37 protein-coding genes are annotated in these 24,862 nt (G+C 65.0%); 6 read left to right on the top strand and 31 right to left on the bottom strand.

The genetic code is table 11. The features are described from left to right. The 4 genes from BM052_RS09985 (at nt 1) to BM052_RS20260 (ending at nt 2,278) form a co-directional block, all read left to right on the top strand. Complete coding sequence (locus BM052_RS09985; RefSeq protein WP_091146225.1) at nt 1-702, top strand: XRE family transcriptional regulator; 702 nt, start codon at nt 1-3, stop codon at nt 700-702. Nucleotides 703-734: 32 nt separating this feature from the next. After that, nucleotides 735-1,199 carry an SHOCT domain-containing protein gene (locus tag BM052_RS09980; RefSeq protein ID WP_091146222.1) on the top strand — a complete coding sequence of 155 codons (465 nt, stop codon included), beginning with the start codon at nt 735-737 and terminating at the stop codon, nt 1,197-1,199. Between the two features lie 174 nt (nt 1,200-1,373). Further along, the gene (locus BM052_RS09975) at nt 1,374-1,703 is read left to right on the top strand and encodes a hypothetical protein (RefSeq protein WP_091146220.1); all 330 of its coding nucleotides are present in this window, start codon (nt 1,374-1,376) and stop codon (nt 1,701-1,703) included. Continuing rightward, nucleotides 1,679-2,278, top strand: a complete 600-nt coding sequence (locus tag BM052_RS20260) for an excalibur calcium-binding domain-containing protein (RefSeq protein ID WP_255406065.1) — start codon at nt 1,679-1,681, stop codon at nt 2,276-2,278. The genes BM052_RS09975 and BM052_RS20260 overlap by 25 nt, the downstream gene beginning before the upstream one ends. A gap of 48 nt (nt 2,279-2,326) precedes the next feature. Here BM052_RS20260 and BM052_RS09965 read toward each other — a convergent pair whose 3' ends face one another. From BM052_RS09965 to BM052_RS19895, 3 genes are all read right to left on the bottom strand, one after another. Continuing rightward, nucleotides 2,327-3,319, bottom strand: a complete 993-nt coding sequence (locus BM052_RS09965; RefSeq protein ID WP_091146217.1) for a contractile injection system protein, VgrG/Pvc8 family — start codon at nt 3,317-3,319, stop codon at nt 2,327-2,329. Nucleotides 3,320-3,368: 49 nt separating this feature from the next. Next, nucleotides 3,369-3,770: a phage tail protein gene (locus BM052_RS09960; protein ID WP_091146215.1), complete on the bottom strand. Its 402-nt coding sequence runs from the start codon at nt 3,768-3,770 to the stop codon at nt 3,369-3,371. A gap of 73 nt (nt 3,771-3,843) precedes the next feature. Next, nucleotides 3,844-3,996 (bottom strand): hypothetical protein, encoded by a 153-nt coding sequence (locus tag BM052_RS19895; RefSeq protein WP_177198418.1) that lies wholly within the window; start codon nt 3,994-3,996, stop codon nt 3,844-3,846. Between the two features lie 120 nt (nt 3,997-4,116). Between BM052_RS19895 and BM052_RS09955 the strand changes: the two genes are divergently transcribed. Together BM052_RS09955 and BM052_RS09950 are read left to right on the top strand one after the other, a co-directional pair. After that, nucleotides 4,117-4,407, top strand: a complete 291-nt coding sequence (locus BM052_RS09955; RefSeq protein WP_143084802.1) for a hypothetical protein — start codon at nt 4,117-4,119, stop codon at nt 4,405-4,407. A 15-nt stretch (nt 4,408-4,422) separates the two neighbouring features. After that, a complete protein-coding gene (locus BM052_RS09950; protein WP_091146211.1) occupies nt 4,423-5,259 on the top strand; it encodes a phage antirepressor N-terminal domain-containing protein in 837 nt (278 codons plus the stop codon). Here BM052_RS09950 and BM052_RS09945 read toward each other — a convergent pair. The 28 genes from BM052_RS09945 to BM052_RS09815 all read right to left on the bottom strand — a co-directional run bounded on the left by BM052_RS09945 (nt 5,256) and on the right by BM052_RS09815 (nt 24,695). Beyond that, nucleotides 5,256-7,607, bottom strand: a complete 2,352-nt coding sequence (locus BM052_RS09945) for a phage tail length tape measure family protein (RefSeq protein WP_143084801.1) — start codon at nt 7,605-7,607, stop codon at nt 5,256-5,258. The genes BM052_RS09950 and BM052_RS09945 overlap by 4 nt on opposite strands. After that, nucleotides 7,544-7,681: a GpE family phage tail protein gene (locus BM052_RS20420; RefSeq protein WP_091146205.1), complete on the bottom strand. Its 138-nt coding sequence runs from the start codon at nt 7,679-7,681 to the stop codon at nt 7,544-7,546. The genes BM052_RS09945 and BM052_RS20420 overlap by 64 nt, the downstream gene beginning before the upstream one ends. 8 nt (nt 7,682-7,689) lie before the next feature. After that, entirely contained in the window at nt 7,690-7,980 is a 291-nt protein-coding gene (locus tag BM052_RS09935; protein ID WP_091146202.1) for a phage tail assembly protein, read from the bottom strand. A gap of 143 nt (nt 7,981-8,123) precedes the next feature. Next, complete coding sequence (locus tag BM052_RS09930; protein WP_091146200.1) at nt 8,124-8,633, bottom strand: phage major tail tube protein; 510 nt, start codon at nt 8,631-8,633, stop codon at nt 8,124-8,126. A 72-nt stretch (nt 8,634-8,705) separates the two neighbouring features. Beyond that, nucleotides 8,706-9,863, bottom strand: a complete 1,158-nt coding sequence (locus tag BM052_RS09925; RefSeq protein ID WP_091146198.1) for a phage tail sheath subtilisin-like domain-containing protein — start codon at nt 9,861-9,863, stop codon at nt 8,706-8,708. Between the two features lie 10 nt (nt 9,864-9,873). Continuing rightward, nucleotides 9,874-10,230, bottom strand: a complete 357-nt coding sequence (locus BM052_RS09920; protein WP_255406064.1) for a GPW/gp25 family protein — start codon at nt 10,228-10,230, stop codon at nt 9,874-9,876. A gap of 101 nt (nt 10,231-10,331) precedes the next feature. Further along, the gene (locus BM052_RS09915) at nt 10,332-10,676 is read right to left on the bottom strand and encodes a thermonuclease family protein (protein WP_091146193.1); all 345 of its coding nucleotides are present in this window, start codon (nt 10,674-10,676) and stop codon (nt 10,332-10,334) included. An 18-nt stretch (nt 10,677-10,694) separates the two neighbouring features. Further along, nucleotides 10,695-11,267 carry a phage baseplate assembly protein V gene (locus tag BM052_RS09910; protein ID WP_091146192.1) on the bottom strand — a complete coding sequence of 191 codons (573 nt, stop codon included), beginning with the start codon at nt 11,265-11,267 and terminating at the stop codon, nt 10,695-10,697. Beyond that, nucleotides 11,264-11,851, bottom strand: coding sequence for a hypothetical protein (locus BM052_RS09905; protein WP_091146189.1), 588 nt, complete (start codon nt 11,849-11,851; stop codon nt 11,264-11,266). The genes BM052_RS09910 and BM052_RS09905 overlap by 4 nt, the downstream gene beginning before the upstream one ends. Continuing rightward, nucleotides 11,848-12,312: a lysozyme gene (locus BM052_RS09900; protein ID WP_091146187.1), complete on the bottom strand. Its 465-nt coding sequence runs from the start codon at nt 12,310-12,312 to the stop codon at nt 11,848-11,850. Before BM052_RS09900 ends, BM052_RS09905 begins: the two co-directional genes overlap by 4 nt. Beyond that, entirely contained in the window at nt 12,309-12,560 is a 252-nt protein-coding gene (locus BM052_RS09895) for a hypothetical protein (protein ID WP_091146185.1), read from the bottom strand. The genes BM052_RS09900 and BM052_RS09895 overlap by 4 nt, the downstream gene beginning before the upstream one ends. A 1-nt stretch (nt 12,561) precedes the next feature. Beyond that, nucleotides 12,562-12,927 carry a hypothetical protein gene (locus tag BM052_RS09890; RefSeq protein ID WP_091146183.1) on the bottom strand — a complete coding sequence of 122 codons (366 nt, stop codon included), beginning with the start codon at nt 12,925-12,927 and terminating at the stop codon, nt 12,562-12,564. Beyond that, nucleotides 12,924-13,661, bottom strand: coding sequence for a hypothetical protein (locus tag BM052_RS09885; RefSeq protein ID WP_091146181.1), 738 nt, complete (start codon nt 13,659-13,661; stop codon nt 12,924-12,926). The genes BM052_RS09890 and BM052_RS09885 overlap by 4 nt, the downstream gene beginning before the upstream one ends. Beyond that, nucleotides 13,662-15,473, bottom strand: coding sequence for a hypothetical protein (locus tag BM052_RS09880; RefSeq protein WP_091146179.1), 1,812 nt, complete (start codon nt 15,471-15,473; stop codon nt 13,662-13,664). After that, nucleotides 15,470-16,147, bottom strand: coding sequence for a hypothetical protein (locus tag BM052_RS09875; RefSeq protein ID WP_091146176.1), 678 nt, complete (start codon nt 16,145-16,147; stop codon nt 15,470-15,472). Before BM052_RS09875 ends, BM052_RS09880 begins: the two co-directional genes overlap by 4 nt. After that, nucleotides 16,144-16,614, bottom strand: a complete 471-nt coding sequence (locus BM052_RS09870; RefSeq protein WP_091146174.1) for a hypothetical protein — start codon at nt 16,612-16,614, stop codon at nt 16,144-16,146. The genes BM052_RS09875 and BM052_RS09870 overlap by 4 nt, the downstream gene beginning before the upstream one ends. Next, complete coding sequence (locus tag BM052_RS09865) at nt 16,614-17,975, bottom strand: gp53-like domain-containing protein (RefSeq protein WP_091146172.1); 1,362 nt, start codon at nt 17,973-17,975, stop codon at nt 16,614-16,616. The genes BM052_RS09870 and BM052_RS09865 overlap by 1 nt, the downstream gene beginning before the upstream one ends. Then, entirely contained in the window at nt 17,975-18,601 is a 627-nt protein-coding gene (locus BM052_RS09860) for a phage tail protein I (protein WP_091146170.1), read from the bottom strand. Before BM052_RS09860 ends, BM052_RS09865 begins: the two co-directional genes overlap by 1 nt. Beyond that, on the bottom strand, nt 18,598-19,503 hold the full coding sequence (locus BM052_RS09855) for a baseplate assembly protein (RefSeq protein WP_255406063.1): 906 nt from the start codon (nt 19,501-19,503) through the stop codon (nt 18,598-18,600). Before BM052_RS09855 ends, BM052_RS09860 begins: the two co-directional genes overlap by 4 nt. 69 nt (nt 19,504-19,572) lie before the next feature. Then, the gene (locus tag BM052_RS09850; protein WP_091146168.1) at nt 19,573-20,055 is read right to left on the bottom strand and encodes a phage virion morphogenesis protein; all 483 of its coding nucleotides are present in this window, start codon (nt 20,053-20,055) and stop codon (nt 19,573-19,575) included. Nucleotides 20,056-20,058: 3 nt separating this feature from the next. After that, a complete protein-coding gene (locus BM052_RS09845) occupies nt 20,059-20,547 on the bottom strand; it encodes a phage tail protein (protein WP_091146166.1) in 489 nt (162 codons plus the stop codon). A 12-nt stretch (nt 20,548-20,559) separates the two neighbouring features. After that, nucleotides 20,560-20,772: a tail protein X gene (locus BM052_RS09840; protein WP_091146164.1), complete on the bottom strand. Its 213-nt coding sequence runs from the start codon at nt 20,770-20,772 to the stop codon at nt 20,560-20,562. After that, nucleotides 20,769-20,948: a hypothetical protein gene (locus tag BM052_RS09835; RefSeq protein WP_091146162.1), complete on the bottom strand. Its 180-nt coding sequence runs from the start codon at nt 20,946-20,948 to the stop codon at nt 20,769-20,771. Before BM052_RS09835 ends, BM052_RS09840 begins: the two co-directional genes overlap by 4 nt. After that, the gene (locus BM052_RS09830; RefSeq protein ID WP_091146159.1) at nt 20,948-21,439 is read right to left on the bottom strand and encodes a head completion/stabilization protein; all 492 of its coding nucleotides are present in this window, start codon (nt 21,437-21,439) and stop codon (nt 20,948-20,950) included. Before BM052_RS09830 ends, BM052_RS09835 begins: the two co-directional genes overlap by 1 nt. Nucleotides 21,440-21,455: 16 nt before the next feature. After that, entirely contained in the window at nt 21,456-21,665 is a 210-nt protein-coding gene (locus BM052_RS19455; RefSeq protein ID WP_143084800.1) for a hypothetical protein, read from the bottom strand. A 110-nt stretch (nt 21,666-21,775) separates the two neighbouring features. After that, a complete protein-coding gene (gene gpM, locus BM052_RS09825) occupies nt 21,776-22,534 on the bottom strand; it encodes a phage terminase small subunit (RefSeq protein WP_143084799.1) in 759 nt (252 codons plus the stop codon). Nucleotides 22,535-22,707: 173 nt separating this feature from the next. Beyond that, nucleotides 22,708-23,811 (bottom strand): phage major capsid protein, P2 family, encoded by a 1,104-nt coding sequence (locus BM052_RS09820; RefSeq protein WP_091146154.1) that lies wholly within the window; start codon nt 23,809-23,811, stop codon nt 22,708-22,710. Nucleotides 23,812-23,858: 47 nt separating this feature from the next. Then, nucleotides 23,859-24,695 carry a GPO family capsid scaffolding protein gene (locus tag BM052_RS09815; RefSeq protein ID WP_091146153.1) on the bottom strand — a complete coding sequence of 279 codons (837 nt, stop codon included), beginning with the start codon at nt 24,693-24,695 and terminating at the stop codon, nt 23,859-23,861. Between the last annotated feature and the right edge of the window lie 167 nt (nt 24,696-24,862).

Here is a 24,862-nt window from a genome sequence, read left to right as displayed (position 1 = left end):
ATGAACGCATATACGCGCAGGTATAACGTGCGCCCCATGTGGGAAATCGTGCCAGCACGCTTGCAAGCCGCAATGCGGCGGGCCGGGGTCAACCAGTCGCAACTTGCTGGAAAGATTGGTGTAACGCAGCCATCTATCGCCCGACTGTTGCGCGGCGAAACCAAGACGACGCGGGCTATGGACGTCATGGCCGCTGCGCTCGATACGACCGCGGAATACCTCAAAGGCGAAGTCGAAAGCCCGGAACGTCAAGCTTCGGAAGGCGAGGACGCGCGTCCGCTTCCGAATATCGACGATGTGGAGATCGACGAAATTGATCTCGCTTTCGGCCTCGGCTTTACGTTCATAGAGGATGTTCCGGTCAAGACGGTGCGCCGGAAGTTCTCACGTTCGTGGCTGCGCATGTTCACGGATAGCCCGGCTTCGCAGATTTACTGCGCACGCGGTCTGGGCGATTCGATGACACCCACGATCCTCGACAGCGATATTCTCATCATCGACGCCGCCCAGCGCACGCCGCGCATGGCGGAGCAGATATGGGCGGTTTCATATTGCGGCATGGGCAGCGTCAAACGCCTGCGCCCAACCAAGGACGGCGGGATTAAAATCATGTCGGATAAGGTCGAAGTGTCAGACGAAGTGGCCTATGACGACGAACTGCACATACTCGGCCGGGTGGTGGCGGTTGTGCGCAAGATGTGACCTGACCATGTCTGTGCAAAAAGGGGGCGATCATGAAGGCGATTGGGACAAATGGGGAAATCGAGCTGTTCGACCAGGTGCTGGTCATTCGCAAGCGAGGCCTGGGCACGCTGATCTTGCAGGGTTTCAAGGGAGACAAACGTATTCCCTATACCTCGATCGCGGCGATCCAGCTTCGCAGACCGAGCCTTTTGACGGCCGGCTATTTCCAGATCACGCTTCCTGGCGGCATTGAGGGACGCGGCGGCATCATTGATGCAACCAAGGATGAGAACACGGTGATGTTCGCCAAGAAGCAGATTGGCGCATTCGAGATGGTGCAGAGGGAAATCGAGAGCAGGCTTGCGGCCAGTCGCCAATCGTCGAGCATCACCCCATCAGCACCGGACACGGATCCGCTCACTGCCATCAGGAAGCTAGGCGAATTGCGGGAAGCCGGCATGATTTCGGAGGGCGAGTTCGAGGCCAAAAAGGCCGAACTCCTCAGCCGGATTTGATGTGAGGGATTGGGGATGAAGCGAATAGCGCTGGTAGGGGCAATGCTGCTTTCAGGATGCGGTTCGCAAGGCGTACCTTCCTGGTCTGTGAAGCCGGAGGGTTCCTTCACGCCTGGCGGGCAAAGCGTGCTCAATCTAGCCGTGAGGATCGATGGTTACGCCCGAGATGGACGGTTGATCGAGGCGGCCGGCGCTGCGGTGAAACAAGTCGGCGCCGACATGATCGGGGGACGTCCTCCGGTGAAGGGACCATTCAAGGCGATCAACTTCATGGTCTACGCTCCACGGGCCCAGGCCGACGCCTCCACAGACGGCAGGGTCATGCACCTTTCCTACGACGCGATGGAGCTGCGGCATGCGGTCCATATGGGTATGGATGGCGACGCGATCCTGGCCGGCGGAACCGACCTTGGCTGGTGGTCTCCTTCGAACGATGACATAATCGCCGATTATTGCACGACCCGACAAGGGGGCGCGTTTTGCAGCCGCGTCGCGGCGGATTGATGCGCGCTGGCCTGATCGCTATCGCACTGGCCATCGCGCCGTCCGCCGTCATGGCCAAGACCGCATGCCTGAGCGACGCGGAAATCGAGCAGGCGTTCGGCGATGAAGTTCGCTCCGGCGCGGTCTATATCGATACCAGCGCGTTGCAGGGCCGGCCGCTGTGTTCCGGCTTGCCGCTGGGCGAGCAGATCCAGCGCATGCACGCCAAGGCCTTTCCGGAAGAGCGGCGCCAGGCCGAGGAGGCCCGTGCGGCGGTAGTGGCGCGGGAGGAAGCCGCCGCCAGGGCGCGGGAGGACCAGGCGCGGGAAGAGATGGCCCGCGAACACGCCAGGCAGGCCGCGCTGGCGGCGATCGTGCCGGCGGCACAGGTCGCGGTGGAAGCTGCCCCGACGGCACGGGCCGCGCCCATCCGGAAGGCCCGCACGCACGCCAATCCGCCCCGGCGCAAGGCCGCGCCATCCCATTTCGCGAGTTGCCGCGAAGCCCGCGCCGCCGGAGCGGCACCGCTGCGGCGCGGCGAGCCTGGCTATGCACCCCGGCTCGATCGCGATGGAGACGGGGTGGCCTGCGAGTAGCGGTGTCTCGACTGTCGATCGAAGATCGGCAGTTCATCCTGAGCCTGCCTATGCGCTTTCCAGCGTCACCCTCTGTCTTAGGCCGTTCGCGCCCAGCGTGGTTTCGACGCTTTCGACCAGCCATTTGATGGCGTCTATCCTGCTGTTCCACCCGGAGAGCGTGACCTTCCGGTTGGGCTGGATGGTGCAATCGGCCAGGGCCAGTTCGTATTCGAACTTGTAGCCGCCGCGGGCTCGCTTCTTCTTTTCGGCCTCGGCGGCCTGCCTGGCGTCGGCCTCGCTGGCGTAGACGCGTTTCAGTTTCTTCGGGTTCTTGCCGCCGGTGCTGTGCTTTTTTCGGCGTCCGGCCTGCTGATCGTGCCATTCGGCCTCCACCCCGTCGTTCTCTTCCCGCTCGGCGCGGGTGAAGCGCCAGGTCCAGCCCTGGGTGCGGGTGAGGGTGAGCGCGGGGATCGCCTTGCCGCCGGCGGTGGTGGCGCTGCCCACCGGCATGAAGATCAGCTTGCGGTCCTTCCATGTCGCCAGCGCATCGTACCGGCTGCCCAGATCCCGCACCAGGGCCATGTCGCTCTTGCCGTGCTGGTCCAGCGCCTTGATTTCCTTGCCCGCCAGATCGGGGTGGACCTGGGCCGACACGGCGTTGCGGCCGGCGATTTCGGACAGGACGGCGCCCAGCGTGGTGTCCTTCCAGGCATGGGTGCGGCGCTTGCGGTAGGAGCCGGAGAGATCGGCCGAGCGGGCGCGGATCTGGATCTGGTCCGGCGGGCCGGAGGCCTCCACCTCATCCACGGTGTAGCGGCCCTTGTCGACGAGACCGGCGGTCACATCGTCGCCCTGGGCCCAGCCCAGCGCCAGGGCGATCACCTTGCCGGGATCGGGCATGGCCAGGCTGCCGTCCGCGTTCTGCAGGGTCAGGCTCAGCTCGTCGGCCTCGCCGCCGCGCTTCTCCGTCAGGGTGAGTTCGAGCAGGCGCGGGTTGACCTTGTCCGCCAGGTCCTTGCCGTCGAGCGTCAGGCGGACGCCTGCGATATTCGCGGTCATGGTTGCGGCCTTGCGGCCGAAAGCGTCGGGAAACCATGAACAAACATCATCAGTCCACCCGCTTCAGCTCCATCGAGAAATCGACCGCGCGGGGCACGCCGCCGGCCATGACGCCGCGATGGGTGCTGTCCAGCCCCTCTATCCGGTAATGGCCGAGAACCTGGCCCTGCCCGTCCACCAGCGGCCAGTTGTCCCCGGTGTTCGCCATTTCCACCAGGCGATCGATGGCCGAATAAGAGCCGGCGACTTCGGGCACGATCAGACCGGCGATCGTCACGGTATCGTCCCCCGGGCCGACGAACTGGCTGGCGGGCCGCGCGCCGAACCGGTCGCTCTGCTCGTGCCGCCAGGCCATGCGGCGCTGGAGGTCGGAATAGAGGAAGCTGTCCATCGCGAACAGGAACATGCCGAGCGACAGCAGCTGGGTGGGGCTGGGGGGAATCGATGCCATGGCACCGCCGATCCTGCGCAGAGCGCAGGGCCCGTCAACCGGGGCCACGAGTAGAGCCCGGTGTTACAGGCGATCAGGGTTGATCGAGGGATTTTTCCACGAGACGGCGGATAGCTTCGGCGCGGGAGGGGATATCGGGTTGCTTTGCGCGCCAGTGATCGACCCTTTCAAAAAAGGCCTTGGACGCGGAAAAAATGAAGCGTTCTGATTTCGGTTCGGCAGCCATGGTGATATCAGTTATATCACTTTTCACTTGTCGGCAACCAGCGATAATGATATCAGTGATATCAGGCCGGGAAGAGGCGGCAACCTCTTCCCGGCCCTAACCCGAACCATGGAGCAAGCCATGCCTCGTGCTGCCACTGACAATACCCGCCCCGATGCCGCCACGCAATTCAAGACGCGCGGCTATGTGCTGAGCGAGAATGCGGAGATGGTCCTCAAAGACCTGTTCGCCGCGATGGAGGCCACCGCCTTTGCCTATGACATGGATCAGGGCGGGACTGCCAACTTCGACCTTTCCGGCGATCAGGTCGCCGCCGTTCTGCGCTCCTACTCCTACGCTCGCCTCGGCAAGCAGGTGCTCTCCGGCACACCCTTCGCCAACGAGGCCATGGCGCATAAGCGTGACGACTGAGCCGGAGACGATTCGATGACCGACAACCGATATCTTATGATCCCGTTTCATGGGACTGATCTCACGGCCGTAGAAATCAATGGCGAATTACATGTAGCATTGAAACCGGTATGCGAGGCGATCGGGATAGACTGGTCATCTCAACGCAAGCGGATCATGCGCGACGCCATCCTGTCGACCTGCGTGGTCATAACGACCATGCAGGTGCCCGGTGAAATCCAAAATCGGGAGGTTATGACCCTGCCGATCAGTCATCTGAATGGGTTTCTGTTTGGAATCACCGCTTCGCGAACCAAGCCAGAAGTCATGGAGTCGCTGATCGTCTATCAGCGCGAATGCTACCGGGTGCTGCATGACTACTGGATAAAGGGCGCGGCGATTAATCCGCGCTTTGCGACGCCGGCAATGCTGCCGACGAATGAAATCACGCGCCTTGTTTCCTGCATCAAGGCAGAGGATCGGGCCGAAATCCGGGAAATGTTTCACAGGCTGCTGAGCCAGCTTGGAGCGCGGTTCGATTTTCCGGTTCCGCCCCTCCCGGCTTTCGGTGCCCCGGCCCCAGACGATTTGGAAATCGCCGAGGCGTTCTTCGCGGCCCTGCTGGAATTGCAGGCGGGTGGCGTGGAGTTCAAGCATCATCGGCGCGATGACCTGCTGGCAATCTCGCTTCCCGAAACTGGCAAGATGCTACGCGATGCGGGGATAGAGGTCCCGCCGAACCGGCGGCTATGGAAGGCGCTGCCGAAGCACCATGCCTATCTCGAAACCACCGCGGTCAATTGCCGCGACGATAAATTCCGTCACTGCTGGATCTTCGACCGCGCCAAACTGCCCGGATTTCATCCGGCCTAGTGACCGTCCGAAAAGCTTGAACGTGCCTGACTGGCCTGCGTGCGCTCCAGTTCTCGCCGGACTTCGCGGGCAAGTTCCTTCACATCCATGCCCGGCGCAGGGTAGATGTTGATGGTGATCGGTCCGGCGGCAGGCATTCCCGGCATGCGCGATGGCCCCGCCAGTGCCGCCGATTGCATCGGCGCAAGCGGAGGAGGAGGAGGAGCCGCCGCTGCCGCATGCACGGGCGCGAGAGAGACCGCGCCGGCGGCCATGACGCCGGCCGCCATGCGCCCGACCGCGCGGATGGGATGCGCGCGACCCTTATCGATGCCGGCGCCGAGCCCATCGGCTATGTGGCCGCCCAGCGCCATGAAAATGCGCGATGGACTCTTGATGCCGAGCGGTCCCTTGAGCCATTCGGGAAGCGAGCTGGCGAGCGAACTGACGAGGCTTTTCACCTTGCCCCATCCTGCCATGATGCCGTTCCAGATGCCGTTCATGATGGCGGCGCCCACGGCGGAGAGCGCGTTGGCGGCCCCGGACAGGATCGACCACAAAGCCCTGACGCCGCCAGTGAAGATCGCCACGATCGCCGCGACCCCGCCAGAGAAGATTGCCTTCACGCCGTTCCATGCCTGCGACCAGTTCCCGGTGAGCAGGCCTGCGACCACGTCGATGACGCCGCCGATGATACCGAACGCGGCGGTCACGACGCCGACGAAAGTATCGATCACGGCCATCATCACGCCGCCGAACGCCTGCTTGAAGATGTTCACCAGCGCGGCGATCGGGCCGGCGAGCTTGCCGTTGGCGAAGAAGTCGGCGAGTTTCGCGAAGGCGCCCGAGATGGCGTCGATGAGGGGCTCGAATTTCGCCTTGATGGTATCCCAGTTGCTGTAGATCAGGTAGGCGGCGCCGCCTACCACAGCCGCAACGGCGGCCACGATCGCGATCATCGGCAGCAGGCCCACGCCCAAGGCTGCTGCTGCCCCCGCGACCAGCGAAAAGACAGTGGCAAGCCCGCTGACTATGCCCAGAACCGGGCCAAGCGCTGCTGCGATCAGCGCGCCCTTGATGATGAAATCCTGCATCCCCGGCGATAGATTGCCGAAGGCATCCATCAGAGCCGTCAGTTTGTCGATCAAGGGAATCAGGCGGGGCAGCAGCCGTCCGCCGATTGCTTCCTCGAACTCGCCGAAGCTGAGCGCCATCGCCTTTCCGGGATCTGCGTCGCGCGCAGCTTTGGCGGACCCGCGATATTCGCGTTCGAGTTCATTGAGTACCAGATTCTGCGCGCCGGCAATATTCCCGGCGGCAACCATGGATTTGATCATGGCCTTTTGCTGGGTGGTGAACTGGATACCCACGCGGCTCAGGGCTGAAAGACCTTTGATCGGATCGTTAAGCGCCTTTCCGAACATGATCGTGGAGCCTTGAAGATCCTTCCCGGTCCGCGCCGAATAATCGATCACCGCTTGCTGCGCGCGATCGAATACCTTGCCGCTGATGCTCCCGAACGTCACGAGGTTGGCGGTGACGCCGCCCAGGATTTCGTCGTCATCGAAAAGCGACGTGCGCATTAGCGCACCCGCCTGGTCCTGCAATTGCTTGAAAGTGTGCCCGGATGCCTTGCCCATGCTTTCGATGCCGGCGCGCACCTGGGCGGTTGCGGCATTGCTTTCCCGCGCGGCATTCACGGACGCACCGGCAAAAGCGAGGACTGGTGCCGTCACGCCGACGGAAAGCCTGGTTGCGGCACCGCCTGCGAAGTCCGCCACCTTGCTCGATCGGTCGCGCATGGTTTCCATACGCTGCTTGCGCTTCAGCATGCGTTCGTTCTGTTGCAGGCGCGTGGTGTTAGCGGCGATTTCCCGATTGAGGCGCTGCTCTTCGTCGGCGAGGCGGTTCACATCGACACCGGCAGATCGAAGCTGGTCCTGGTAGACTTTCAGTTTCTGCGCCTGTTTCGACGTGGTGGTGGAAAGTTTGATCTCCTGATTCTCCAGCTTTCTATATTCGCTCCAAAGTGCGCCGACCGGCTTCTTCGACTGATCGATCTCCGTCTTCAGTTCGCGCATGCGCCGCCGCATCACATCCAGTGCCTTGTGATTTTCACTGATCCCGGCGCCGAGTTGGCCGACCTTGCCGATGGCATCCCGGCTGTATTCAAGGCTTTTGGCCTCGCGTTTCAGTGCCACCATATCGCGAGCAAGCCCCTTCGAACCTGCCGCCAACCTTTTGATGGTGGCGCCGAGCTTGTCGATGGCCTGGAAGGCGACGGTCAGCTTGACAGTGCGGTCACTCATGGCCCCTCCGATCGTCGCCCCCACATCTGGTTCCACCGATCGACGGCCAAGCCATACCAATCGATCATTTCGGACAGCGTCATGTCATCCATGACCTGTGGCTCCCAGTGAAAGACAGCCGCGATCGTGGCCATGGCATCTTCTATTCGTCCGGGGATTCCGGGCTGTCCTTCGGCAGAAAAAAACTGGCGATCTCGGTCGAAAGCTTCAGGAAATCCGCCAGGCAAACGTCCCGCACTTCCAGTTCGGTCAGTGGCGGCACCGTGATGCGCGGCAGTAGTTCGTGCACGGAATCGACCTTCATCTGCATGAGATCAAGCATGGATAAGCCGCGCAGTTCACCACTCCTGGGCCGACGAAGCCTGACGGATATGATTTCGGTTTCACCGCGCTTGATCGGTTCGTCTAGCGGGATTTCTGGCTGGTCGGTCATGTGCGGGGCTCCTCTGGTGGCGGGGCTGGGAATGATGGGCCGGGGAGGATCGGCCGAGGTAAGAAACCGTCCTCCCCAGCCCGGACGGCGGGCGGCGCCCCGCGTTTGGACCGCTCGCCGGGTTGGGTGGCCGCAGTGGGATGTCAGCCGGTGAGGATGGACATGATCTCCGCATAGCGATCGACGCCGTCGATCATGAACAGGCCGCCGAGCATGTCGATTTCCGCCTCTGTCCTGCCGTCGACCACGCGGCGGTAGTAGTTGAGCTGGGCGGTGTACTTGTGCTCGGTATCGTCGCCCGGCTTGGACTTGCCCAGGTCGATTTCCGAGAACCGGCCGCCCAGGTAGATTTCCACCGCCTGGGCGGCGCCGCCGTCATCGGCGCGGTAGGCGGCGACCAGGCGCAGGCGCGTGCCTTCGACGTCGGTGGTGCCGAACTGGCGGATCAGGTAGGCGGTGTGGCTGCCCATGGTAATGGTGGCCTCCATCGCTTCCAGGCCCTTGTCCAGCTTGACCGGGCCGAGCATGCCGCCGCCGCGCCATTCCTCGCTGGCGAAGGCAAGCTTGGGCTCCTCGAATTCGGAGACTTCGCCCAGCCAGCCCCGGCCGTTGACGAAGACGTTGATGTTGATGAGCTTGCGGGGGAGGCCCATGGCGCGGTTCCTTTTTCCTTCAATCCTTCGACAGGCCCAGGATGAGCGGCGAAGCGAATAAGCGTGGTGCGATCAGACGAGCTGATCGGCGAAGCCTTCGTAAAATTCTGCGGTGTTGATGAGCTCTACGATCGGGTTTTCCATCGGCGCGGTCGGCGTGTACTTGATGCCGATGGTGGGGCGGCCGGCGGCGAGCTGTTCGGCCGAGTTCTTGGTCTTGTCGAAATAGGCCAGCGCGCCGACGATCCGGCCTTGCGCCTTGAGCTGGCGCATGGCGGCGTTGCAGGTTTCCAGCAGGTCCTTGACCATCGCCACCGTCATCGGGCGATCGAAGAAAGGGAGGAACACGGAGACGATCACGTCCTGCAGCGCGTGGCTGGTGCGTACCGCCGATTCGAAGGCGAATTCGGGCTGATCCTCTCCCGCGCAGGTGCGGTTGCCCCAGAAGCGGTAACCGGTATTGCGGATCAGGGTGGTGACCTGGGCATCATTCAGCACGCCGGCATCGGTGGACGTGTCCAGCAGATCGAAGTGGACGTGCTTGGAGATTTCGGTGACGCCGCCGATGGTGACGTTGCTGATCGTCTTGTTCCAGCCCTGCTCCTCGTCGATCAGCGCGCGCAGGCCGACCGCGCGGGCGATGGCGTCACCCGGAATCGTGGTGGAGGTGTCCGGCCAGATCAGCATCAGCTCGCGGTCGCCGAAGTTGTCGCGATAAAGCACCACTTCGGCCACGTCGTCTCCGATCGCGGCGGCATAGACCATGGCGCGCAGCTTCTTGGCGGCCACCACCAGTTCGGCGGTGACGGCCTGGGTATCGAGGCCGGGGGCGGCGATGATGCGCGGGCGCACGCCGACCACGCTTTCGGCGGCGAGCAGCGCCTGGATGCCGGTGTAGCTGTTGCCGGTGGTGGCGCCGATCACGTTGGCGTCCTGGTCCGCCTGGTCGGCATCGACGGCGACGCGGACGACGACGACGATCGGGCTGGTCTGGTCGCCGATCGCCTCGAGCGCGGACTTGAGCGTGCCGCCGGTGCCGGCATTGCCGGACGCGGTATCGACGTCGGTGACCAGGACCGGGACGTTGAGCGGGAAGGCCGCGTCGAGATCGGTTGTCGCCTGCCCGGCGGCGGCGGTGGCGGTGGCGATGATGCCGATGACGGAAAGGCTGGGCGCCAGGATCGACCGGGCGCCGGTTGCCGATTCGGTGATGGTAAGGCCGTGGGGCATGGCGGGTCCTTCAGCTGCTGGCCAGGATGGCGGGGAGCGGGATGGAAAGCGTGGTGCGCGCGTTGGGCGCCGGCACGTCGGTGCGGGTGCCCGAAAGGGTGATCGTTAGGGTGCCGTCCGCCGGGGTGCCGGATAGCGAGACCTTGGAAAGCTTGAGCCGGGGTTCCCAGCGTCGCAGCGAAACGGCGGTAGCGGCGCGCAGCAGCATGACGGTGGCCGCGTTGATGGGCTGGTCGATCAGGTCGAACAGCAGCGAGCCATAGTCGCGGCGCATGACCCGCCAGCCCAGCGGCGTGCCGAGGATGTCGGCGATCGACTGCGCAAGGTGCGCGGTGCCGTCAAGCGCCTGGCCGGTTGTGACGTTCATCCCGTTCATGAGATGGGACACAAGCGCCTTCGGCGCGGATGATGCCAGAGGTTGGCTTTGTAGGAGCCGGTGCTACCCGGCCAGATGCGCGACGAAGGGCGCTACCAGCGGCGGGCGAGGCCCCTGGCGATCAGGTATTCTCCCGCGTCCTGGCCGTTCACGGTGACAATGGCGAGAGTGCGGCCGTACTTGTCGCGGCCGATGCGCCGGAGCCTGGCCGGGCTGGCGGCAAGCAGGCCGGCGAGCGCGTCCCGGCTGCGTTCGGCCAGGCGATAGTCGCACCAGCCCCGGCGGGTGCGGCCGGTGCATTTGGGGCTGTCCGGCATTTCCGGCGCATCGATATTGGCGATGCGCACGCGCTCGCCGGCGCAAGTGCGCAAGGTGTCTCCATCGTGGACGGAGCCGACGCAGAGCGCGGCGGAGGCGAGGATGGTAAGCGCGGACATGCGCCTGCCTATCGAGGATCAGACCGGCTCGCCAGTCTGGGAGCCGCCGGACTGGACGTTTCCGTGCTTGTGGCTCTTGAGGCTGATCCCGTCCGCCGTCACGTCTTCGCTGGCATCCAGCTTGCCGTTGAGGGTGACGTTGCCGGTGATCGTCACGTCCGCGTTGATGGTGAGGCCGCCGGGGGCGGTGATCGTCGCGGTGCCGCCATCGGGCAGGATGGCGGTGAGCGCGTGGTCTTCCGGGTCATAGGCGATCCGGGCGCCGTCCGCGAAGAGCATGACTTCGGTCAAGCTGTCTCCCGCCGGCGGGAAGCTGTCCTGGGTGATGCCCAGCAGCGCGACGGCGCCGGCGAGCTGACCGTCCGGGACCAGAAGCAGCACTTGCTCGCCCACGGTGGGGGGAGACCAGATGCGGGTGCTGCCGGCGCGGGGCGCGGCCCAGCGGATGGCGGGCGTTTCGGCGCCGCCGTCGTCATCGTCCGGATTGCCATAAAGCACGGTGCAGGTGCCGGCGGCGAGGTCCACCGTGGCGATGGTGCCCAGGCGGATCAGTTCGGAGAGATCGGCCGGGATGTCTTCCTGCTGTTTCATCGCGGCGCGGAATCCGAAGGCGCGGCCACGCCGGCGGCGATCAGGGCCTGGGCATCCTGGCGCACCTGGGCGAGGCGGGCGCTGTTGGCGTTGAGGAGGTCGAAATCGGCAGCGGAGAGGGCAACCATGCCGGCAGCCTGACCGGATCGGTCATCGATCGGGGCAGCACGATCGGCTCCGGGCAGATCGGCAAGGCCGGGCGCACTTCCACCGGACGGGCAGCGCAGGCCGACAGGATGGGCAGCAGCATAAGCAGTGCCGGCACGGGCAACCTGCGCGTAATATTCGGGGCTCTTCGCATTGCTGTCCTCCGCGATATGTCTGGACGTTTCGGCCGGCGCATGGTTGACCCTGGCCTGATCGAGGGCGGCCTGTTCGGCGGCCGATCGCATCGCCGCGATGATCCGGTTCGCCTTGACCAGCTGGCGTTCGCACAGCGCATTGCGGTGCCAGCCCCACCAGCCCCAGGCGCCGACCAGCGCGGCCAGGACGATCATCAGGTGCACGTTGCTGGCCAGTGCCCAGCGCCCGCCGGCGGCGAAACCGGAGCGCACGCAGCGCAGCGCCAGCCAGAGCGCGGTCATGCCTCGCCCCGGTAGAGCCGGGCTTCGTCGGCGCGGCGGGATTTCAGGCCGTTCATGGGCTTGCCGGCGTTGTAGATCCACTTGCCGAACTCGGCGGCGGCGCCGGCGTGGTCCCCGGCCCGGTGCTTTCTGGTCAGCGTCGCCGCGCCGATCCTGCCGGTGTTGTAATGGAAGGAGACCATGGCGTCGAACTGGTCCTGGGATGTCGGCGCGGTGCCGATCGCGCGGGCCACGTCATCGACATAGCGCTGGATATCCCGGGCGAACCGGGCGTCGCACTGCGCCTGGGTCCAGACGGTGCCGGGGCCGATGTCCGGCCCGGTGGAGCCCCATCCGATCGTCCAGGGCTTGCCGTCCGCGCTGCCGGGGTCGGGATAGGCGGCGAACCGGCCATCGGCGCGCTTTTTCGCGCAGCCTTCCCATTTCTGGATCAGGGCCTTGCCTTTGGGGCCGAGCTTCATGGCATGCGCTCCTCTGCGTCTTCCCTGGCGGGGACCGATTTGGCGAGATGATCGGCCATCGCGTTCATGGCGTGGGCCTGGGACTGGTTGCGGATCGCCTGCACGATCGAGCCGAAGGCCAGCAGGGCGGTGCCGAATGCCTCGCCCATCTTGTCCTGCGAAATCATCATGCCGCATAGCACCAGCAGGCCGCCGCCCAGGGCGACGAGCGCGATCAGTTCGGCCAGACGAAGCCAGTTCCGGGTCATCTCAAATCCCCCTTTGCTCAAGCCGCTCGGCCGCGACGATCAGCGCCGCCTGTTCGCGCGCCCGGCCATAGCCCTGCTGCATCGCTTCAAGGCGCATCACCTTCGCCTCCGCCTCTGCGTGCTTTCGGCGGCAATCGGCCAGTTCAGTCTCGACCTTGTCGAGGCGGGCGGTAAGCGCGTTAAGCCGGGCCTCCAGACTGGCGATCAGCATCTGCGTGCCGGCGTCGATCGCCGCCTCGCGCTTGTCCATCCGGCCCCCCAGAAACTCCAGACCCCACTTGATGACACCGAAACCACCGCCCGCCGCCGCCCCGGCGCTGAGCCAGCCTGGAAGCCAGTTCGGGACGATGGCGAAGAGGTCGGTCATGCGATCGGCGTGAGGCCAACGGTCAGCAGGACCGCCAGCATGTCATGCTCGGCCTCGATCTCCGCATTGGTCAGGACCCTGTCATAGACCAGCACCGCCGCCACATCGCTGGCTCCGTCGAAGCCGCCGGCGACCAGCGTCGAAATGGTGAGATTATTGGCACCCCCGAACGGGGCGGTCGAGGTCCAGGCGGCGACAGCATTATGCGTGGCGACGCCATTTTTGATGTAGTGGACAGAATGCTGAGTCGGTGTCCACGTGGCGGCGCTGAGAACGAACTGATCGCCTCGGGTGGGGTCCGTCGCGATTTGTGTGTTTTGGGCGGTGGCGCCGACCGAATAGGTGCGGGCCGCCGCATTATTGGGCGCGGCGATAACGATCGCAGGAGTCGACCCGTTGACGTAATTCGACACTAGAAAAGCCGTGTTTGCGGCCGGCGTCTTGTGGACCACGATAACTGTGATCGCCGAGGCGAAAGCAGCAACGTCAGCGCCGCTGAAGGGCAGCAGCAATCGGGCACCGCCGCCGACAGAAGCATAATTTTCCCCGAACGCAGCAAAGCTGTTCGTCAAATCGTGACCGTTGTCCGCATAGTCGAAGAGGCTGCTTCCTACGTAGTCATCGCCGAAGATGTACGCGGCGAACAGCGCCCCGGTATCATCATTGACCTCGACAATCTTTCCGAAACTGTACGATGCGACGCCGTCGCATTTAATGACAATCGCTTTAGCCATTTATACCTCCAAGTCGAAAATCGGCGCCCACGTATGCATGGGCAGGTTGTGTCCGCTCGGGTCAAACACCAGCGGGTCATCATCGCGCAGATTGCCCGCGCCTTTCTTGCCATCGCCAGACTGCCACGCGTACCGGATTTGAGCGGCGGCAGGCAGGTCGGCCGAGAAAGTCAGGTACGCGACCCGCCCCGCCCCGCCGATGGTTACGCCAGTGATAGTCAGCGCCGCGCTGGTCGCCGTGTTCACCGCCGTAAAGCCGTAATTAGTTTGCGCCGCAACGATTGCGGTATCCCATTGCAACTTGCGACCCGAGGCAACCGGGAATGTCAGTGCGATCGTGCGCGCGCCGAGGCGCTGCGCAGTCGGAACGAGAGGCACTGGCTTTTCACCCTTCACGCACCAGCGATAGGCGCAGAGCGTTTGGTAGGCGCCCATCCATAGCTCGGACGTAGCCGTGATGTGTATCCCATCGGCCTGCCGCGTGAAGATGTAATCAGGGCAGGCTAGCGCAAAATAGGCCTGCTCCTGGCATAGCTCTAGCTGCGCCCGGGCGATAATCGGGTCCGCGACACTGTAATTCGGATGGGCCGCTACCTGAGCAATGAATATTGGAAATGGCCGGGTGTTACCTTCCGCTGCCTGCACTAGCGCCTCAGCAGACGCACGCATGGAAATCATATTCGTCTTGTACGTTTCCCCCGGCGTTCCCAGACCGATTTCGGCCTGACCCTGATTCCATCCCAGGCCCAGGCCGCCGTAAGCGCGGCTTAAGTCGGCAAGACATCGCGCCGGAGCATAGCCGATAGCGTCGGTCAGAAACGTCCACCCAGAACTAGCGCCGCCCGGCATCAGGTTGACCAGGCTCTGTCCGCCAATCGCCGGCACCGACGACAGCAGCACGGGCGCGTCCGTGCCCATATCGAACCCATCAGCGGCATAAAGCTGGTGTAACATCATCGCGCCGCCGTACGCGGGCGTTTCGCCATATAGGAACGCGCCGCGTCCCCCGTCTGTCATGTCAGTCTCAATGTGTGCGACGATGGATGCGTGGTTCGTTGCGCTCGACGACGATCCGATGTTGTCCTGCGCAGCGACGCCGCCGACGTAGCGATATGCGTAGGCGAGTGGACTGGTCGATATGGCGGCGGCTCCGCGGCCGGCTGTCAGGGATTGGCCGTAATAAATCATGTGCAGCGCCTGCCCCACCGGGTAGAGCTCGGCCCACATGGTCGATTCCTGCCCGGCTTGGAGCGCGGCAACATCCGCCTGCAAATCATTGATCGGCTTGTAGGAGCACTCGCTCGGCGTGAACGACGCCCACACGGCACCTGCACCGTCTGCCAGCGAGAAAGTCGGGGTGGCCGCCGTTACACTCTTTATGCCTCCAGCGATCGGGGCGAGCTGGTCCGTGACGGCCTGCAAATCATTGATCGGCTTGTAGGAGCACTCGCTCGGCGTGAACGACGCCCACACGGCACCTGCACCGTCTGCCAGCGAGAAAGTCGGGGTGGCCGCCGTTACACTCGTTATGCCTCCGGCGACCGGGGCAAGCTGGTCCGTGACGGCCTTGATATCGGCCAGCGGTTTCCACATGAAGTCGGATGGCGTCAAATATATCCATGCATTTTTGTTGTCATCGATGCCAATTATGGCGGGATTGGAGAGAGATGGCGCGCCGAAGCGCGCAGTGATCGCACGTTCGCTCGCCGTCATGACTTTGGCGTCAGCGGTCTCCTCGATGTCCGAGGCATCCAGAAACCTCAGCCCTCCGGCGTGCTTGAGCTTGGCGAAGACTTGCTGAATGACGCTCATCCGATGATCTCCAGTACGATCGCCGTGCCGGCCGAAATCACATCGCTGAGCAGGAAGTCGTCATAAGCCACGACCTGTCCGGTTGCAGTCGTATGGGACCGCGTGGTTTTGACCGGCACGATCACATTGTTATTCACCTTGAAGGTTGCCGGATCGGCGAATGCCGCTGGAATAGAGACCCAGATCGCGCCGTCCGCCGCGGTGGTGAAATTGCGGGTGCGGCTGAGCGAGCCGGTTTCGAACCAGGATTGCGCCATCGCGTTGACTTCGGCGCTGGTCAGCGTCGCGCCGTCCGTTTTGTTGATGGTGCCGGCATGGCCCTTGTCCAGGCAGGCCACGCTGGCCTGCCGGGTGTCGCTCGCGGTCCCGCCCGGGGCGCCGGTGTCCTCGACGTAGAGGTCATAAGTGATGGCCGCCGAAACGCCGGGAAAAAGCTTGCTCAGCGTGCCGACCGCGACGGTGACGCCTTCGAGGGTCTGCCCGGTCGGGGTGCCGAGCAGGGTCCAGGATACAGTGACGTCGGCGCTGCCGCCCGCTTCGATCTGCGCGGGGACGGCCGTCATCGAAGTGATAGCCAGGCCGGCGTATTCAAGCTGGGCCAGCACGTCGGCCACGCTGCGGCCGTCATAGTCGATCAGCGCCGCCGCCGCCGGGATCAGGCTGAGCTTGGTCATGCCACGGAGTCCTGGAATTTGGGCCAAAGCGGGTGTTCGGCGATGGGAAAAGTGTCGAGGTTGGCGGCGGCCATGCCGGCTAGCAGTTTCTCGATCGCGGCCGAGGCAGCGCGGATGGCATCGATCGCGGCGAAGCGTTCGGTGGCCGCCATGCTCGGCGCTCGCAAGTCGTTGATCTGGCGCCAGGCGGGGCTCACCGCATCAATGCGGCGGCGGGCCTCGTTCTTCACGGCGGCGGCGAGCGCGGCGCGGCGGTCCGCGATGCTGAGCCGTTCATGGCGGGCGCGGGGACGTCCGGTCCGTGAGCAGGGCTCGATCGTGGCGCCTTGAGTCTGCTGGTGGAGCAAGGACGCGTGGATGTCACGCTCAAGCGGCCGGGCGTCTTCCGGGATCGCGGCGGAAATGCCGCGCAGGTAGAAACCGCGCGTGCCCGGGCTCCAGAGGATAGGTGATGTTTCGTGGTCCATCAGGCTCTCCCTTCCGCGCGCCAGTTGAAGCCGGCCAGGTTCGACGATGCGCCGCTGGATGGGTCCTGGAGATAGATCTGCACGCCAGTGGTGGAGCGCGTGCCATCCACCTCCTGGCAATAATTGTCGTAGTTGCCGGCGGCAGGGATCACTGGGGTAAGCTGCAAATCGTAATCGGTGTCGGCGAAGGCGATCGGGAAGGTGATCGTCACCGATTGCTGCGTCGTATACGTGGTGCGACGCTGGCCGCGCTGGATCAGCGTGCCGCCGGGATGCACCTCGTAGGCGGTGGCGCCGTCCGCGCGCGGCAATGCCCCAAACGCGGCGGGCGTCACCGCCACGTCGTTGGCCAGCGCCGCCTGGAGCTGCGCGCCGCTCGCCGCGCTCACGGTGAGGCTCGGGTTGGTCGAAAGCGCCCCGCCACCGCTGACGAGGCCGGCGCCGGTGACAGTGTGGGCGGCAAGCGCATTGTCGGCATTGGTGCGGGCGGTGGCTTCGGCGGCGAGCGCGGCGTTGAGTGCACTGTCACCATCCGCCCGCGCCGTCGCCTCGTTGCCGATCGCCGTGTTCAGGGCATCGTCGGCGGCGGCACGGGTAGCGGCCTCGGCGCCGATCGCGGCGTTGAGCGCACTGTCACCATCCGCCCGCGCCGTCGCTTCGTTGCCGATCGCCGTGTTCAGGACATCGTCGGCGGCGGCGCGGGTAGCGGCCTCGGCACCGATCGCGGCGTTCAGCGCATTGTCACCGTCTGTCCGTGCCGTCGTTTCGGCATTGAGGGAGGCGATGACGGCCGCGATGCTGGCGTTGATCGCCGCCAGCATCGCGGCCAGGCGCGAACGCAATGTCCTGGGGGTGACGATGGTTTCGGCGTCGTCGCCGGCGTCCGCCAGATCATCGACGCGCTCCTGGGTGGCGAGGCGGGCGACGCCGCGCGTTTCCTCGGTCGCCGGGGGATAGGCGAAGATCGCGTTGCCGTAGGAGATGTTGGCGGCGAGGTCCGCGTCAAAGGCGATGTCGAAGGCCAGCAGCGCGAAGGCCAGCCCGACCTTGGACATGACCGGATCGGCGCTGGCGTGGACCGCGAAAAGGGTTCCATCCGCCAGGAACAGCCCCAGCCCGCTGGCCGTCCAGACATCGGTGCTGTTGTCGTAGGCGGTCAGGTGGGTGATGTTGGGCGCGGCAGCCACGCCGCTCGCCACGTCGAGCCGCTTGAACTCGCCGGGAAGCGCCTCGAGCGTGGGCGCGTAATCGAAGGGCGTGTTGGTGAGGCCGAGTTCGATGATCGAAACCGGATCGGTGCCGCTGGCGGCCTGGACGGCGGCAAGGCCGGCATCGGTCAATTTGAGGACATGGACGGCCACTATTCATCCTCCAGGTAATCGAGGCCGTCTTCGGTCAGGATCGGTTCGCCATCTTCGGTTTGCAGGACCAGCGACCAGTCACGGCTCGTGTCGATCATGGTCGTGTAATCGGACCGGTACATGGTCCCCGTCATGCCGCCCGCCGCCATGTAGAGCCCAGCCTGCGCTTCCAGCACCTGCACGAAATCGAAATGCGCGCGGAGCGGCTTGGCGGCGGCAACATCGCGGATGATCGCTTCGGCGGTTTCGGGCGTGAGGAAGGTGGCGCCGATATCGGCCGGGGCGCGGACTTCGAAGGTATGCGGCGCGCGGGGTGGGTCAGTCTGCCACCATTCGGTGAGGCTGAGGAGCGGATGGAAGCGGGCGAGCACCTGTTCCACCGCGGCGCGGGTGCCCTTGATCTTGTGAAACGGGATGGCGTCGGCGACGGCCGCGCGCTTCTCGGCCTCGTTCCAGTCGGTATCCCAATGGGTGATGGAGAGGCCCCAGGCCAGGAAAGGCAGGACATCGGCCGGGCAAGTAGCCGGATCCCACAGCGTGCCCACCGCCGACAGATCGATATCGGCGAGCATGGCGCTTTCCAGCGCGCGCTCGGCCGGAGTGGCGTTGGGGGGCAGCAGGCTCACAGCTCGGTCCCCGCGATGGTGACAGAGACCGAGGTCGGGTTGCCGACCTGGCCGTCATCGATCACGAGATCGATCGCCGGTTGCAGCAGCTCAACGCGCTGGACATTGCCGACGTGGAGCGCGGCGATGAGCGCCGATCGAGAGACGTCGCGGCCGAGCTTGCGGATGGCGGCGAGGTGCGCGGTGAGCGCGGCCTGCGCGGTATCGAGGATCAGCGTCTGGTCCGGGCCGGCGAAGACGTAAAGCTGCGCCTCCACCGCGAAATCGACCAGCGCCGCGGCCTGCACGGTGACGTGATCGGTGAGCGGGCGGATCGGGCCTTGAAGCCTGGTATCCACGGCGGCGATTACTTCGGGCGATGGCACGCCGGTGCCGCTGGCGGAGAGCACCGTCACCACCACTTCCCCGGGGCTGGGCGAAACGGCAGTGGCGTCCGCCACGTCCGGATCGGCGGAGAGCGCGTGGTAGACATAGGCCAGGTCAGGCCCGGCGACCGAAAAGGCATGCGGGGCGATCTGGATGCGCCGGCGGAAGGCGGTGTCGCCTTCCATCACGGCAGCGGCGGTGTCGGTCGCCTCGGTCAGGGTGAGGCGCGCGACGTCCACCAGCGCGCCGAGCTGGTCGAGGTTGTCGCCCGTGGCGAAAGCCAGCAGCAGGCCGCGCGCGGCGTCGTTGAAGGCCTGGGCCAGCACCGTCTCGTCATAGCTGTCCGATTCGAGCAGCTTCATGGCCGGGTCGCTTTCGACCAGTGCCGAAAATGCCGGATAGGCCACGATCAGGCCGGCGAGCTTCGCGGCCAGGCGCGTCTCGTAATCGGGCTGCGCGACCAGGACCGGCGGCGGCAGCGCCGAAAGATCGACGGCGGAGGATGAGGCGATCGAACCGACCATGGCGTCCGACATGGCCCGTCATGCCGCGCGCGCGGAAGGGGGTGGGCCGGTAGGAGCCGGTGCTACAGGGTCTTGTCCGGATCAGGACGCGTCGGGATCGAGCAGCGCGGCGGCGATTTCCAGCGCCAGCGCGCGGTCCTGTTCCGCGAAACCGAGCAGGCGGCGGGCGGCATACCTGGCGCGAATCCGGCCGCCCCTGCGATCGCGGCCGACGGTATCGGTCTCGCCGAAATGGTGAACGGCGGCGACGCGGTCGATCGCGGCCGAGGCAGGGGCGATTTCCACGCCTTCGGCGTCGGCGGCAATTCTCCATGAACGGGTCAGGCGCAGGCGGCGGAACATCTTGCCGCCGGCCTTGCCGCGCAGGCCGCCGCCGCGATCCAGGCGAGGCTTGCGGGGCGCCATCGCCCCGCCTTCGGGCTCGACATTGGCGGCGATGCGCAGCAGGTTGGCGCGGCGCAGCGCCTGGCCCAGTTTCAGCGCGGCGCGGCGGCGGCGGGCGGGTTCCAGGCCATTGACGATCCCGCCCAGCCATTCTTCCAGTTCGCGCAGGTCCTCCGCCACCGATCAGTCATCCCAGGGCGGCAGGTCTTCGGCCACCTCGACGCCGGTGAGCAGCGGGATCGGATCGGTATCGCCCAGGCCGAGATCGTCGTCAAACAGCGGGTCCGGCTCCGGCAGGTAGGCGAGCTGCGAGCCGCCGCCCTCGACCGGGGTGACGGTAACGTTCTCCTCGATCTGGATTTGCAGCAGCACGTCCGCGCATTTGTTGTCCAGGATATCGACGTCGAAACTGAAGCCGTCTTTGCCAGGTGCAAGCAGGTGGGGCTGGTTGACGCGTTGCCAGCGGAAGATCGCCAGCGCCAGCACCGCGATATCGCTGGCCATCTCGACGATCAGGACATTGGCCTGGTAGGCGAAGCCGAAAGCCTCGGTTCTGGTGTCCCGGCACTGGGCGGCGCCGCGCTCGATCCAGATGCGCAGGCGATCGGGGTTCTGCGCCAGTTCCGGCAGGGCGGCGGTGATCGCGGCGCGCAGGGTATCGATCTTCCGCATGCTTTCAGTCTCTCAGTCCCAGAGATTGACGGTTTCGCGCAAGGCCGGGGCGATCTGCGCGACTTCGGGCAGGATCACGGTGGTGCCGGCCGGCAAGGCCGGGCCCAGCGCGGCGAGCCCCGGATTGAGCGCCAGCACCTGTTCGGTGACGTCCCGCGTGCGGCCCAGCTCGCGCCAGCAGATGGCATCGATGGTTTCGCCGGCGCGGGCGGTGGCGGTGGTCATTCCTGCATTGTCCGATGCGCCGGACGTGACAGGACTATGCGTTGAAGATCGTGAAGCTTGTGGCGAAATTCAGCGATATCGTCGACGTGCTGGACGGGTAAAGCCATGAACGCATTCCACAGCTCAGCCGACAGTTCGAGCGCATGTTTTTCGAGCATGGTGAGATCGGCGGCCATCAAATCAGCTCCACCCGGTTGCGCGCCACCGGATCGCCGCCGATGCTGCGCAAGTCGGCAACGGCGGCAAGGGCGCGGCGGCGCAGTTCGTCGCTGGTGAGGTCTTTTTCGGCGGCGCGGTCCAGCCCCTGGTCGGTGGCGGACACGTCGCGGTAATCGGCGGCGAGATCGGCGCCGGCGAAATAGCGCACCACCCGCTGCCACAGCAGCACCGCGTAGTTGTGGCCGTTGAGCTGGTCGGTGGTCACATCCGCCAGTTCCCCGGCGCCGTCCAGCACGCGGGCGGCGCGCCACTGGGCCAGCTCGCGCAAGGCGTGGACCATGCCGCCCTCGATCGCCTCGGTCAGCCGCGCGGTGGACACGGTGCCCTCGCCCAGGCGCAGCCGATCGCGCACATCGGCGAGCGCGATCGGCGGGAACCAGCCATCGGCGACAACCTGCGCCGCCTCCGGATCGGGCGCGGGGACGGGGGAGGAAATCAGGCCGGTCATGATTGCCTGTTAACCTCTAATCGGCTGAGGCAGAGCCGTTATCGGGTTCTTCCGGGCCGACACTGAGAGTCATTACATCCGGTCCGTGGAAGAAATGAATATAGAGTTCGTTTGGTGTGTCACGACCGTATCCTGATACGACATGGTTCTCTTCCCGATCGCCCTGCTTGTAGCTGATGGGGCACTTATAGTTCCCATTGACGCTGATTCTTACGGAAATTGTCATCACATTTCTCCTATAGATTTTCAGATTTTCGGGGGGTGGGGATGGCTCGACCGCCGGGCCGCAAGCGACCGCCGGTCAGGCCATCCGCCCCCCGAGCGCCGTGGGGCGGTTCATAAATCCTGATCGGCGGCAAGCGTCGCCGCCTTGAGCGCGCGTTCGGTGCGTTCGATGTCCTTTTTCACGCCCACCGTCCGGTCCAGTTCGAACGCGCGCTTGAGCTGGGTCAGCGCTTCGTCGAGGTAGGCGGCCTTGCCGCCGGCCGGCGCATTGTCGGCAGCGGCATCGAACGATTCGGCGCGGCGTTCCCAGGCGCGGCCGATCGCCTTCAGCAGCTTGGCCATGACCGGGTCGGGCATGTCGGCGCCGTCGACCAGAGTGCGGGTCTGGATCAGGTGCTCCAGGCACACCGCCTCGTGCTGGTCCAGGGCGATCGTCGCGATCTCCTCGGCCACGAAGCAGGCGGGGGTGCGCTTGTAGCGTTCGGGCAGCACCAGGTTGTACTTCAGGACATGGGCCGCGAGGGTGAGCGCGTAATCGAAATCGCGATAGTCGATCGCCCAGATCATATTGGTGACCAGGATTTCATCCTGCGCGGCCAGGCCTTGTTCCCCGGCCTTCAGCGCGCCCTCGATCCAGGGGGCGAAGTGCCTCGCCATCTCCACCTTCATCGGGTTGCGCGCCTCGATCGACTGGACGTCCGACAGGGTGCGCAGATTGTCATGCAGCAGCACGCGCAGGGCCGCGTATTCCTGGCCCGATTCGGTATCGGAGCTGGGCTCGGGGGGAGCGGCGGTAGACTGGGCCGCGATCGAGGCGCCGCTTTGGAGGGCGTGGACCATCTGCTGGTGCTTTTTGAAGGGTCTGATCACGCGGGGCTCTCCTCTGCATGGGGTGGCCGCTCTATCCGGCGGCGGCCGCAGGCGCTGGCGATGGGGCGCTTGCGCAGGTCCCCACACCTCCCTGCTATGCACTGGGCTCAGGCGGTCCGGCCCGGATGCCAGATACCGCCGTCAACGCCTCTCGGGTATTACGTGCCTCTCGATTACGGGCGGACGCCGAAGGTGATGTTCTCGGCCATGACCGCGAAATCGGTGTCTTCGAAGACGTATCCTTCGTTGACGGAATTATAGTCGACCAGATCGGCCATGTTTTCCGGTTCGTCGCGGATGTAGCGGCGGCGGGAGGCCTCCTGGTAGTAGATGGACAGGTTGTTCAGCGGCGTAATCAGCATCGTGCCTTCCGGAAAAAACGGCACGATCGCGGCCGGGCGGCCACCGATCTGTTTCTGCGACATGACGATATCGGACACCGTCTGGTCACTGGTCGATTTTCCGCCATCGATCGTATCGGCGAGCGGCCGGTTGACCATCGGGAAATACTTCTCGTCGACCAGGTCCTGGCTGAGCACCACGACATGATCGGTGGAACTGCGCGCCCAGCTGGGCATGCCGGAGATAAGTTCGTAGGCGAGCGCGTCGATGTTCTTGTAGTCGCCATCGGCGACGTCCGAAGCCGGGCCGATGTAGATCGGGGCGGCGGCGCCCGTGGCGGTGGTGACGCCGCCGGCGGTGACCATGGCGCGGCCCATGACGTGCGTGGGCTTTTCCAGGCGAAGCTTTTGCAGCCACCCGATATTGATGTCTTCGCCGAGCGGGTTGGTGGCCGCGTCGCTATCGGCCTCGGCGGTTTCGCCGTGCCAGCCCACCATGATCCGGCTGAGCGCGACCGAGGTGGCGACGTGGCGGGCATAGCGCCGGGCGAAATCGGGGAACTTGGACCAGGCGTCGATGAGTTCCCAGGGCATCCAGGTGTCGAACTCGGTGGCGTAGAGCTGGTATTTGCGGTCCTGCAGGCTGCCGACATATTTCGGCTTGCGCGGCAGGTTGGCGCGCGACGTGCGGCTCGCGATCAAGTTGTTGGTGGTCATGCCGATGACCTGCCCGACCAAGTCGCGCACGCCCATCACGTTGATACGCTGCAGGAAGCCGACCTGCTCGCGCTGCAGATCCTCGAGCCGCTGTTCGGCGGTGGGATCGACCGCGAACTGGTGGGTGACGCCGCGATGCGCGCCGTTGAGCTGGGCGATGGCGGTGAACATGCTGTCAAGCTGCCGGCGGCCGCGATCGGAGAGATTGTAGTGCGCCATGTCTATGGTCCTGTTTCAGTAAAGGCGGGTGCGGTCGGGGCGGGCGTTCAGAAGATGCCGGCGTAATTGCCGGCGTTGCCGTCCGACTTGGGACGGGCACGGTAAGTGTTGGCGGGGGTCTCCTCGCGATCTTCCTCGAGGCGCTTGAACTGGACGGCGAGGCCGTCGACCTCCTCGCGCAGTTCGGTGCGCAGGGCGCCGATTTCGGCGGTGACGGCCTGGGTTAACTGTTCGAACACCGGCTTGAGCTGCGCGAAATCGAAGGCAGCGGCCTCCTGTCCGGTCTTGGGATCGGCGGGATCGGCGGCCGGCTTCGCGGGCGTGAACTTCGCGAAAAGCCCTTCCAGCATGGTGCCGAATTTCTGGACCAGGCCATCCGCCGCGTCGCCGGTCTTGTCCTCGGCAAATTCGATCAGTGCGGCTTCGTCCCGCGAGAGATGGATGGTGCCGGGCATCCGCCGGTTGAACTTGAGGCGATCGGTGGCGATGGCGGCGGGGCTGTCGGTAAGGGCGCAGCCCATCAGGTAGGCGAAGCCCTTGCCGCCGAAATCCGGCTCGATCTCGATCGAGGGATAGACCTTCTGCGCGGCATCGTTGAGCGCCTTGGCATCGTCGGTCACGTCGAAGCTGCCGAACAGGCCCAGGCGCTTTTCGGTCTTGCCGTTGAAGTTGACGTCTACCTCCCCGGTCGAGAGTTCGAGCACGTCGCCATAGGCGCGGAACGGCTTGTCGCCGGAAATGCCGCGAATGTGCTCGATGTTGAGCCGGGCGCCATAGGTCTTGGGGTCGTAGCTCGATGCCATTTCCTTCAGCAGCTTGTCGTCGATCGTGCGGCCGTCGACCGTCGAGCCGGCGGTGGCGAGGAGGAAGGGCTTGGTCTTCATGGCGATCGGCTCCGGTGTGGTCGCGGGGCCGGTTCATCGCCCCCGTATCGTCTGACTCGTCGTCTGATGGCGACTTGAGGCCCATTCGGGGGGGCACTGGCAACGCGGTGGGCATGTAGAACCCGGTCCTACCACCAGACAGGTTCGACAACGGCCGCGCTGGCGGG

This window comes from Novosphingobium sp. CF614, from assembly GCF_900113255.1.
In the GTDB taxonomy this organism is placed as follows: domain Bacteria; phylum Pseudomonadota; class Alphaproteobacteria; order Sphingomonadales; family Sphingomonadaceae; genus Novosphingobium.
The sequence above is the reverse complement of the archived record's forward strand: the minus strand, read 5'-3'. Positions and strand labels throughout refer to the sequence as shown.